This window comes from Stenotrophomonas sp. CASM114 (assembly GCF_049384325.1).
Lineage (GTDB): Bacteria > Pseudomonadota > Gammaproteobacteria > Xanthomonadales > Xanthomonadaceae > Stenotrophomonas > Stenotrophomonas muris.
Genome location: NZ_JBMRGJ010000008.1, coordinates 149,258 through 161,299, shown reverse-complemented (window position 1 = coordinate 161,299; position 12,042 = coordinate 149,258). Strand labels below are relative to the sequence as shown.

General features: G+C 69.7%; 2 protein-coding genes. Both read left to right on the top strand.

The annotated features are described in order from the left end of the window. Positions 1-536: 536 nt before the first annotated feature. Complete coding sequence (purL, locus tag VG566_RS10925) at positions 537-4,421, top strand: phosphoribosylformylglycinamidine synthase (protein ID WP_241884626.1); 3,885 nt, start codon at positions 537-539, stop codon at positions 4,419-4,421. Between the two features lie 439 nt (positions 4,422-4,860). Then, positions 4,861-12,042: an ESPR-type extended signal peptide-containing protein gene (locus tag VG566_RS10920; protein ID WP_423172686.1), complete on the top strand. Its 7,182-nt coding sequence runs from the start codon at positions 4,861-4,863 to the stop codon at positions 12,040-12,042.

The following is a 12,042-nucleotide window of genomic DNA, read 5'->3' as shown; positions in this document are numbered from 1 at the left end:
CAGGGGGGGACGCCGTGAACCCGTCCCTGGGGGCTTGGCCGCGGCATCCATGCCGCGGACACCCCGCCTGACCCCACCCACCCGGCCTCTGACAGGTTCCTGCGCAGCCAGCCACGAAAGACAGAACAAAAAATCAAAATCAAAAGCAGAAGCCGGTCGCTGCGCGCTCCAATGCCTGATTTCTGATGTTCCCTGGTTGCCGGCCAGCGGCCGGCACTACCGCAGAGCCTCCACGCATGGCGTGGATCCACCGCACATCGCGGGAAACTGTCGGGGGCGGGGTGGTGGGGGCCAGCAGGACCGTTGGCGCCATGGATGGCGCCATCGAGCCCCCATGGACGGGTTTACGGCGTGTCCTGCTGGCCCCCACCACCCCGCCATCCCACGGGAACCCAGCTTTTGCTTGGGCCATTGCCGTTGCCATTGCCGTTGCCGCTGCCCTGGCCTCGGCGGGTGCCGGGCGCCGCCCGGCCAGAGCCCATCCCCCCGCTTCCGGTACAATGTCGGGCCCGTTTCCCAACTACGGTTCCCCGGACATGATGGTCCTCGAGGGCGCGCCCGCCCTGTCGCCGTTCCGCCGCGAACGTCTTGAATCCCGCCTGCAGTCCATCGCTCCCTCCCTGCGCATCAGCGGTGCCTGGCACGTCTACTTCGTGCAGCCCGAAGGCAGCGCCGCCCCCGACCTGACCACCCTGTGCCGCATCCTCGAAGCGGCGCCGCAGGCCGAAGCCGTGGCCGACGGCGCGGTCAGCCGCATCGTGGTGCCGCGCCTGGGCACGCTGTCGCCATGGTCGAGCAAGGCCACCGAACTGGTCCGCGGTGCCGGCCAGCCGGTCAGCCGGGTCGAACGTGGCCTGCGCATCGACGTGCAGGGCTGGCCGGCCGATGCCGCCGCCCAGCAGGCGCTGGTCAAGGCGCTGCACGACCCGATGACGCAGTCGGTGCTGGAGACCGTGGAACAGGGCCAGGCGCTGTTCTCGGCACCGGCCCGGGGTGAACTGGAGCGCGTGCCGGTGGACCAGCTGGAGGCCGCCAACCAGCGCCTCGGCCTGGCCATGGCCCAGGACGAGATCGACTACCTGCGCGAGCGTTTCACTGCGCTGGGCCGGTCGCCGTCGGACGTGGAACTGATGATGTTCGCGCAGGCCAATTCCGAGCACTGCCGCCACAAGATCTTCAACGCCAGCTGGACCATCGACGGCCAGGAGCAGGACCGCTCGCTGTTCCGGATGATCAAGAACACCCACCAGCAGACTCCGCAGCACACGCTCAGCGCGTACAGCGACAATGCCGCGGTGATCGAAGGCCATCCGGCCTCGCGCTATCGCCCCGATCCGGCCAGTGGCGAATACCGCCGCGAGCCGCAGGTGCCCAGCGCGTTCCAGATCAAGGTGGAAACGCACAACCATCCGACCGCGATCGCGCCGTTCCCGGGTGCCTCGACCGGTGCCGGTGGCGAGATCCGCGACGAGGGCGCGACCGGCCGTGGCGGCAAGCCGAAGGCGGGCCTGACCGGCTTCTCGGTCTCGCACCTGCGCATCCCCGAGCTGCCGCAGCCGTGGGAAGCGCCGCGCGCGCTGAACCCGCGCATGGCGCCGGCGCTGGAAATCATGACTGACGGCCCGCTCGGCGGCGCTGCGTTCAACAACGAATTCGGCCGCCCGAACCTGCTCGGTTACTTCCGCAGCTTCGAGCTGCCCGAAGGCGCCGATCTGGTGCGTGCGTACGACAAGCCGATCATGCTGGCCGGCGGCCTCGGCGCGATCGATCGCGTGCAGGTCGACAAGATCCCGCTGCAGGCCGGTGATGCGGTCATCGTGCTCGGCGGGCCGGCGATGCTGATCGGCCTGGGCGGTGGCGCCGCCAGTTCAGTGGCGTCCGGCGAGAGTGCCGAGGACCTGGACTTCGCCAGCGTGCAGCGCGACAACCCGGAAATGGAGCGCCGCTGCCAGGAGGTCATCGACCGCTGCGTGGCGATGGGCGCCAACAACCCGATCAAGTTCTTCCACGACGTCGGCGCCGGTGGCCTGTCCAACGCCATCCCCGAACTGCTGCACGACTCGAACGTCGGTGGTGTCATCGACCTGGGCAAGGTGCCCACCGATGATCCGTCGCTGTCGCCGATGCAGCTGTGGTGCAACGAGTCGCAGGAACGCTACGTGCTGGGCGTGGCCCAGGAGCGCCTGGCCGAGTTCGCCGCGCTGTGCGCCCGCGAGCGCTGCCCGTTCGCCGCCGTTGGCGTGGCCACCGCCGAGGAGCACCTGGTGGCGGCCTACGGTGCCGTGCCGGGCCACACCCCGGCCGATGCGCCGATCGACCTGCCGATGGACGTGCTGTTCGGCAAGCCGCCGAAGATGCACCGCGACACCGCGCACCCGCCGGCACCGCGCTGGCCGGCGCTGAAGACCGGCGGCCTGGACCTGCAGGAAGCCGGCCTGCGCGTACTCGCGCACCCGACCGTCGCCTCGAAGAACTTCCTGGTCACCATCGGTGACCGCAGCGTCGGTGGCCTGACCGCGCGTGAGCAGATGGTCGGCCCGTGGCAGCTGCCGGTGGCCGACGTGGCGATCACCCTGGCCGACTTCGATGGCGTGGCCGGCGAAGCGATGTCGATCGGCGAGCGCACCCCGCTGGCCCTGCTCGACGCCGCTGCGTCGGCACGCATGGCGGTGGGCGAAGCGCTGACCAACCTGTGTGCGGCCCCGGTCGATGCGCTGGATGAAATCAAGCTGTCGGCGAACTGGATGGCCGCGGCCGGCCATCCGGGCGAAGACGCACTGCTGTACGACGCGGTGAAGGCGGTGGGCATGGAACTGTGCCCGCAGCTGGACATCAGCATCCCGGTGGGCAAGGACTCGCTGTCGATGCAGGCGCAGTGGCACGACCAGGGCGAAGCGCACAAGAGCGTGTCGCCGGTGTCGCTGGTGATCTCGGCGTTCGCGCCGGTCGCCGACGTGCGCAAGCAGCTGACCCCGCTGCTCGACCGCGACGTGGACAGCGAGCTGTGGCTGATCGGCCTGGGTGCCGGCAAGCAGCGCCTGGGCGGTTCGATCCTGGCCCAGGTGCACGCCGACCATGGCGACCTGCCGGCCTTCGCCGGTGCCGCTCCGGACCTGGACGATCCGCAGCGCCTGCGTGGCTTCTTCGAGCTGATCCGCGATGCGCGCCAGTCCGGCCTGCTGCTGGCCTACCACGACCGCAGCGACGGTGGTGCCTTCGCCGCGCTGTGCGAAATGGCCTTCACTTCGCGCCTTGGCCTGGACATCACGCTCGATGCCTGGGGCGATGATCCGTTCCGCAGCCTGTTCAACGAAGAACTGGGTGCGGTGGTGCAGATCGCGCGCGAAGACCGCGCTGCGTTCGCCGACCTGGTCGAACGCCACGCACTGACCGAATGCGCACAGCGCATCGCCAAGCCGACCACCGCGCCGGTGGTGCGCGTGTCGCTGGGTGGCGAGAACCTGGCCGAATGGCGTTGGGACGCACTGTTCGACGCCTGGTGGTCGGTCACCCACGCGATGCAGAAGCGCCGCGACAACCCGGCCAACGCCGATGCCGAGCGCGAGGTCGCCCGTGCCTTCAACGCACCGGGCCTGAAGCCCAAGCTCAGCTTCGACCTGAACGAGGATGTGGCGGCACCGTTCATCAGCACCGGTGCGCGTCCGCGCGTGGCGGTGCTGCGCGAGCAGGGCGTCAACGGCCAGATCGAAATGGCCAACGCCTTCGAACGTGCCGGCTTCCGCGCCTTCGACGTGCACATGAGCGACCTGATCGAAGGCTGCGTGGCGCTGCAGGATTTCACCGGTCTGGTCGCCTGCGGCGGCTTCAGCTACGGCGATGTGCTCGGTGCCGGCCGTGGCTGGGCCACCTCGATCCTGGAGCGCAGTGCGCTGCGTGATGCCTTCGCCGCGTTCTTCGCGCGCGAAGACAGCTTCGCGCTGGGCGTGTGCAACGGCTGCCAGATGATGAGCCAGCTCAAGAACATCATCCCCGGTGCCGGACACTGGCCGCAGTTCCGCCGCAATGCCAGCGAGCAGTTCGAAGCCCGCACCGCGCTGCTGGAAGTGGTGGAATCGCCGTCGATCCTGCTGCGTGGCATGGCCGGCTCGCGCCTGCCGGTAGCGGTGGCGCACGGCGAAGGCCAGGCCGTGTTCGACAACGCCGTCGACCAGGCTGCCGCCCGCGTCTCGCTGCGCTACATCGATGGCCATGGCAACGTCGCCAGCCAGTACCCGCTGAACCCGAACGGTTCGCCGGACGGCATCACCGGCCTGACCAGCACCGACGGCCGCGTCACCATCATGATGCCGCACCCGGAGCGCACCCCGCGCGCGCTCAACCTGAGCTGGGCACCGGCTGAATGGCAGGGTGATTCGCCGTGGATGCGCATGTTCCGCAACGCGCGGGTGTGGTGCGGCTGATCGCATCGTTCCGCGCAGGCCGCAATGCCACCGCGTATGGAAAAACCCGCCGCTTTGTCGGCGGGTTTTTCTTTGTGTGCGTGAAATTGCTGATCTGGCCGCTAGTTACATCCGTTTTCATGCGCCAGCAGTTCGTCACGTATGTCTAACAAAATGCCTTTATAAACACGTGAAATAGTGAACTGCTTCACGGCAATAGGATTTGTCGTGTCAAAGTCTTGACGATCTGCAAAGTTGCCGTTAACACTTGAACCCCGTTTCAGAATCATTCATTTCGCAGTAACCGGTTGGCGCACGCGCTCGGTTTTCTGTCGCTGCGCGCCGTTCGGCAATACCCCGCAGTAAATCACGCGAATAAACGCCCCCAGGGGACGTTGGGCCGGAAAGCCCAGCGGTGGCGTTGCTTTGCCCAAAACCAGTCCAATCAGGAGCCGTACCGATGAATCGGATTTATCGCAAGGTCTGGAACAAAGCACTGGGTCAGTTGGTGGTGGCCTCGGAACTGGCCTCCTCCGACAGCAGCAGTGGCGGGGTCGTCGACCAGCGCCGCGATGCGACACAGGCCACGCCCGCACTGCTGGCGGTGGCACTGGGCCTGGTATTGGGGTTGGGCATGAGCGGCAGCGCGACGGCACAGTCGGTGCAGATCGGCGGCAGCGCCACCTGCGTTGCATTCAGCGGCAAGCTGCTGGAAAAGTGCCTGATCGAAGGCTCGGCCACGGCCAAGGGCAGCAATGCGGTGGCGATCGGCAGCAACAGCAATGCCAGCGCCGCCAACAGCGTGGCGCTGGGCGCTGGCTCCAAGGCCACGCGGGCCAATACCGTGTCCATCGGCGACGCCGGCAAGGAGCGGCAGATCACCAACGTGGCTGCTGGTACGCAGGGCACCGATGCGGTGAACAAGGCGCAGCTGGACGCGCAGGCGCGCGCCACGCAGGCCGCGCTGGCTGATGTCGCCGCCGATGGAAACCGCTATTTCAAGGCCGACGGCGCAGGCGATGACAGCGACGCGGCGAAGATCGAGGGGCAGGGCGCAGTCGCGGCCGGCGCCGGTGCACAGGCGCTGGCCAACGCCACCACCGCCATCGGGACCCAGGCCATTGCCGCCGGTCTCGGCGCCAGTGCCTTCGGCCAGGGCGCCCTGGCCATCGGCGATGCCAGCGTGGTGGTCGGGCAGAGCGCGGCCGCGTTCGGGCTTGGCGATACGGCCGTCGGCGCCAGCGCGTACGCAGCCAGCGAGAACGGTGCGGCCACCGCACTCGGTGCGTTGTCCGAAGCCACTGCCGATGGCGCGACGGCCGTCGGCGGTGGTGCCGTGGCGATGGGTCCTGGCAGCACCGCACTGGGCCGCGGCGCTACCGCCGCCAACGAAGCGTCGATCGCGGTGGGCGCGTTCAGCACCGCCGTCGGTAAATACAGCACCGCGCTGGGTTCGAACGCCGCTGCGGTTGCCACCGGCAGCGTGGCGCTGGGCGCCGGCTCGCTGGCCGACCGCGTCGATACCGTCTCTGTCGGCGCCGCCGACTACGGCCTGACCCGGCAGATCACCAGCGTCGCTGCGGGTACTGAAGATACCGACGCGGTCAACGTCGGCCAGTTGAAGGGCGTCGCCGCCGTGGCCGATGCCACCGCCAAGCGTTTCCGGGCCACGGGCAGCAGCAACAGTGATGCGGGTGCATTGGCCGAGGGCGACGAGGCGCTGGCGGCTGGCGAGGCCGCCAATGCGATCGGCAAGGGTGCGACGGCCGTGGGCGCCGGTGCGACCGCCGTCGCGCAGAACGCCACCGCCGTTGGCAACAACGCGCTGGCCTCGGGCCAGAACAGTGCCGCGTTCGGCAACAACGCGCAGGCCAACGGCCCAGGCAGTGTCGCCGTCGGTGGTGCTGCGGTGGATGCCGATGGCAATCCGCTGATCACCAGTGGCGGCGTGCCGGTGGAAACCGGCGCCACCAGTGCCGGTGTCGGGGGTACTGCGGTGGGTGCGAGTGCCGAGGCCGGTGGTTTCGCCGCGTCGTCCTATGGCGTTGGCGCATATGCCGCCGGCGCGCAGTCGTCCGCGTTCGGTGCGGTTGCCAATGCCATCGGTGATTACTCCACCGCGCTGGGTACGCAGAGCAACGCCACCGGCACCAGCAGCGTGGCCATCGGCGGCCCGGCCGATCTGATTCCAGGCCTGGGCTTCTTCGTGCAGACCCAGGCCAGCGGCGAAGCGTCGACCGCCGTCGGCGCCGGCGCCATCGCCAGCGGTGATCGCGCGGTGGCCAACGGCAGCCTGACCGAAGCGTCCGGCGCCGAAGCGACTGCGGTCGGCTACTTCGCCTACGCACCGGGCGAGAACGCCAGCGCGCTCGGCGCGCAGACCTGGGCCAGCGGCGCGCAGAGCACCGCCGTGGGCTACTACGCCACCGCACGCGGTGCCAACAGCGTTGCGCTCGGCGCCAACTCCGAAGCGGTGCGTGCCAACAGCGTGGCCGTGGGCAGTGCCGGCAACGAACGGCAGATCACCAGCGTCGCCGCGGGCAGTGAAGCCACCGATGCAGTGAACAAGGCGCAGCTCGACGCGGTGGCCAGCACCGCCGACAGCACCGCGCGCTTCTTCCAGGCCCAGCCGGAAGCAGGCAGCGATGCCGGTGCATTGGCCGAGGGCGAAGGTGCGGTTGCGGCGGGTTCGTCGAGCAATGCGATCGGCGCTGGCGCGATTGCACAGGGCGCAGCGGCCTCGGCCATCGGTGACGACGCCGTGGCGGTGGGGCGCAACAGCAACGCCACCGGCAATGGCGGTGTTGCCATCGGTGGCCTCGGCCAGGCCTACGACGAGTACAACCAGCCGATCATCGGTGCCGACGGTACGGCACAGCAGGTCGGCACCACTGCCGTTGCCGACGCCACGGCGGTCGGCAGTGGTGCGCAGGCGACCGGCGCTGCCAGCAGTGCGTTCGGCAACGCCGCCAGGGCCAGCGGAGACAACAGCTTCGCGGCCGGCGGCAAGTCGCGTGCGACCGGCAGCTACGCGGTTGCGGTTGGCGACAGCGCCTTCGCCAGCAGTGACGACAGCACCGCCGTCGGTGGCTACAGCTGGGCTACCGCAAGCGGGGCGAGTGCGTTCGGTTCCGGCGCCTGGGCAACGGCCACCAATGCCTCGGCATTCGGCAACGCGGCCTGGGCCAGTGGCAGTGGTGCGACCTCCATCGGTTACAACAGCTGGGCCAACGGCACCAGCTCCACCGCCGTCGGTCGCGGCGCATTCGGTTATGGCGACAACAGCGTGGCGCTGGGCTTCCAGGCGCTGGGCAACAGCCTCAACAGCATCGCCATCGGCACCAACACGGTGGCCGGTGGTGAAAGCGCGATCGCGCTCGGTGCCGGCAGCAACGCCAGCGCCAGCAACGCCGTCGCACTGGGCGCCGGCTCGGTCGCCAACCGCGCCCGCAGCGTTTCGGTCGGCAGCACCGGTAACGAACGCCAGGTGACCAACGTCGCCGCCGGTACCCAGGCCACCGACGCGGTGAACAAGGCGCAGCTGGATGCCGTGGCGGGCGCGGCAGCCACCACCGGCCGCTTCTTCCAGGCCAGCGGCAACGGCGGTGATGTGGCCGGTGCACTGGTGGACGGTGACAACGCGCTGGCCGCCGGTGATGCGGCCAACGCCATCGGCAACGGGGCCACCGCAGTCGGCAGCGGCGCCAACGCGCTGGCCAGCAATGCGCAGGCACTGGGCGTCAACGCCCTGGCCAGCGCCGCCAACGCCAGCGCGGTCGGTGCAAATGCACAGGCGACCGCTGAATACGCAACCGCGCAGGGTGCGGAAAGCGAGGCCAGTGGCGAGCAGAGTGCGGCGTTCGGTGCGGCCAGCATCGCCAGCGGTGCTGGCAGCACCGCGACCGGCGTGCTGTCCGAAGCCTCCGGCGAGGAGGCGGTGGCAGTGGGGTACTTCAGCAATGCCAGTGGCAGCGGCGCCACCGCGGTCGGCAGCGAGAGTGTCGCCAGTGGCACCGCGTCGGCAGCGTTCGGCATCGGTGCCGAGGCGACCGGCGGCTACAGCACCGCCATCGGTGGCTATGCACAGGCCTCGGCCTTCAATGCCACGGCCTTCGGCAACTTCGCCAATGCCTCCGGCTCCAACAGCGTGGCGCTGGGCGGTGATTCGGAAGCCTCCGGTGCCTACAGCACCGCCACTGGCCAGGGCAGCCTGGCCACCGGCACCAACAGCGTCGCCGTCGGCGGATCGCTGTTCGGCGTGCTGGCCACCGAAGCATCGGGCAACTACTCCACCGCCGTCGGTGGCGGCGCCTGGTCCGGTGGCATCAACAGCACCGCGCTGGGCAACGCCGCCGAATCGCGCGCTGCCAACAGCGTGGCGCTGGGTGCCGATTCGATCGCCGACCGCGACAACACCGTGTCGGTCGGCGGCGGTGGCAACACCCGCCAGATCACCAACGTGGCTGATGGCACGCAGGGCAATGATGCGGTCAACAAGAACCAGCTCGACGCCGTAGCCGCCGCAGCGGAAAAGACCAGCAGGCAGTTCCAGGCCAGCGGCAACGCCGATGGCGAAACAGGGGCACTGGTCGAGGGCGACAACGCGCTGGCGGCCGGCGATGCGGCCAACGCCATCGGCAACGGGGCCACCGCGCTGGGCAGCGGTGCCAACGCGCTGGCGGCCAACGCCACGGCCGTGGGCATCGATGCATTGGCCACCGGCAACAATGCGGCGGCGCTGGGCAGCACAGCGCAGGCCAGCGGTGAAGACAGCCTTGCGCTCGGTACCGGTGCCAGCGCCAGCGAGCTCGGCGCCAGCGCGGTCGGTGCGCGTGCACAGGCCAGTGGTGCGTACAGCACGGCAACCGGCACCGAATCCAACGCCAGCGGCACGCAGGCACTGGCCAGCGGTTTCCGTAGTGCCGCCTCTGCCGATGGCGCCACTGCCGTCGGTGGCTATGCCGAGGCCAGTGGACGCCTCGGCACCGCATTGGGCTACGGCTCGGCGGCCAGTGGTGCCAACACGACCGCCGTCGGCTTCGGTGCTGCTGCGGCCGGTACCGGTGCCGTGGCGGTGGGTCAGTCCAGCGAGGCCAGCGGCGAGGAGAGCGTGGCCATCGGTGGCAGCACCTTCTTCGGCCTGATCCCGTCGCGTGCCAGTGGCACCGGTGCGGCGGCGTTCGGCGCCGGCGCATGGGCGACCGAAGACTACGCCACGGCAATCGGCTGGAACTCGTGGGCCGCCGGCAGCAATGCCACGGCCCTGGGCGCCAACGCCACCGCCAACGGCAGCAACAGTGTCGCCCTCGGTGCCGGCTCCAAGGCCGACCGTGACAATACCGTGGCCGTCGGCAAGGCCGGTGGCGAACGCCAGGTGACCCATGTGGCAGCCGGTACCGAAGCCACCGACGCGGTGAACAAGGGCCAGCTGGATGCCGTTGCCAGCGTCGCCGACAAGACCAGCCGCCAGTTCCAGGCCAGCGGCAACGCCGATGGCGAGGCCGGTGCCCTGGTGGACGGTGACAACGCCTTGGCCGCCGGCAACGCGTCCAACGCCATCGGCAACGGTGCCACCGCGCTGGGCAGTGGCGCCAACGCGATGGCCGCCAACGCCACGGCGGTAGGCGCCGACGCCCTGGCGACCGGCAGCAACGCGGCGGCACTGGGTACCAACGCACAGGCCAGTGGTGTCGACAGCGTGGCCGTGGGCAGCGCTGCCAGCGCCAGTGAACTCGGCGCCAGCGCTACCGGCGCCGGCGCCCAGGCCAAGGGCGCCTACAGCACCGCCAGCGGCGCGCAGGCCACGGCCAGCGGCACGCAGTCGCAGGCCAGCGGTTTCCGCGCCACTGCCTCGGCCGATGGCGCCTCGGCGCTGGGCAGCTACGCCGAAGCCAGTGGTCGACTGGGTACTGCGGTGGGCTACGGCAGCAAGGCCACCGGTGCGAACGCTACCGCGGTGGGTGTCAGTGCCAACGCTTCGGCGGCCGGCAGCATCGCACTGGGCGCAGGCTCGGTGGCTGATCGTGCCAACACCGTGTCGGTCGGTAGTGCCAGCAGTGATCGTCAGATCACCCGTGTCGCCGCCGGTACCGAGCGCACCGATGCAGTCAATCGTGGCCAGCTCGATGCGGTCGCGGCGACCGCCGATGGCACCGCACGCTACGTCAAGGCCAGCGGCGCGGGTACCGCCAGTGCCAGCGGCAGCGATGCCGCAGCGATCGGTTCGGCCGCCAGTGCCAGCGGCGCACGCAGCAATGCGCTGGGTGCCAATGCGATGGCCATCGGCAACGGTGCGCTTGCACTGGGCAACAGTGCCGGCGCGTCCGGTGCGAACTCGGTGGCACTGGGTGCGGGCTCGCGTGCGCTCGATGCCAACGTGGTGTCGGTCGGTGGTGGCAACGGCACCGATGGCCCGGCCGCGCGCCGCATCGTCAATGTGGCCGACGGCCGCATCGCCGCCGGCAGCAGCGACGCGGTCACCGGCTCGCAGCTCAACGTCACCAACCAGCGCGTGGGCGCCGTGGAAACCCGTGTCGGTGATTTCGACTCGCGCATCGCCACGGTCGAGACCACGGCGGCCAGCGCCGTCGGCTATGACGACGCCAGCCGTGACCGCCTGACCCTGTCCGGCTTCCAGGGCACCACCATCGACAACGTCGGCGCGGGCAACATCGCCGCCGGCAGCCGCCAGGCGATCAATGGCGGGCAGCTGTTCCAGTCGCTCAGTGATGCCGCCAGCTTCCTCGGCGGTGGTGCCAGCGTCGGCATGCAGGGTGTGTTCGTGGCGCCGAACTACGTGATCCAGGGCGCCACCTACAGCAATGTCGGCGATGCGCTGGGCGCGCTGGACCGCAAGGTCAGTGAGATTGACCGTCGTACTGCCGGTGGCACGCGTGCAGGCGCGTCCAGCCTGCGCGCAATGAGTGCTTCGCTGGATGAAAGCCCGCAGGCCAGCGTGGCCGACGCACCGGCAACGGCCGATGCCGCGCCGGCCAGTACCGCACGCGTGCAGGGCACGCCGACGGTGGCCGCGGCGGGGGCGGGCATTCCGGTCGGCACCCCGGCCACCGGCTTCAACGCCGTGGCCATGGGCGATGGCGCGGTAGCCAGCGGCGCTTCGTCCACGGCCATCGGCCAGGGCGCCAGTGCCACGGCGGCAAATGCCGTGGCGCTGGGCCAGGGCTCGGTTGCCGATCGTGCCAACACGGTCTCGGTGGGCAGCGAAGGCAACGAACGCCAGGTCACCAACGTCGCCGCGGGCACCACCGCCACCGACGCCGTCAACAAGGGCCAGCTGGATCGTGGCATGGCGACGGCGAACAGCTACACCGACAGTCGCGTCCAGGCCGTTGCCGACAGCTTCGATGTGTTCAAGGGCGAGATCGACGGACGCCTGCGCCACATGGACCGCCGCATCGACCGCCAGGGCGCGATGAGCGCAGCGATGCTCAACATGGCTACCAGTGCCGCCGGTATCCGCACCCAGAACCGTGTCGGCGTCGGCATCGGTTTCCAGGGTGGCGAGTCGGCGTTGTCGCTGGGTTACCAGCGTGCGATCAGCGATCGCGCCACGGTCACCTTCGGCGGCGCCTTCAGCAGTGACGACAGTTCGGTCGGCGTCGGTGCCGGCTTCGGCTGGTAA

Excerpts from the sequence above, each read along its gene's own strand:
- VG566_RS10920 (WP_423172686.1), top strand. The coding sequence starts at position 4,861 with ATGAATCGGATTTATCGCAAGGTCTGGAACAAAGCACTGGGTCAGTTG.
- purL (WP_241884626.1), top strand. The coding sequence starts at position 537 with ATGATGGTCCTCGAGGGCGCGCCCGCCCTGTCGCCGTTCCGCCGCGAA.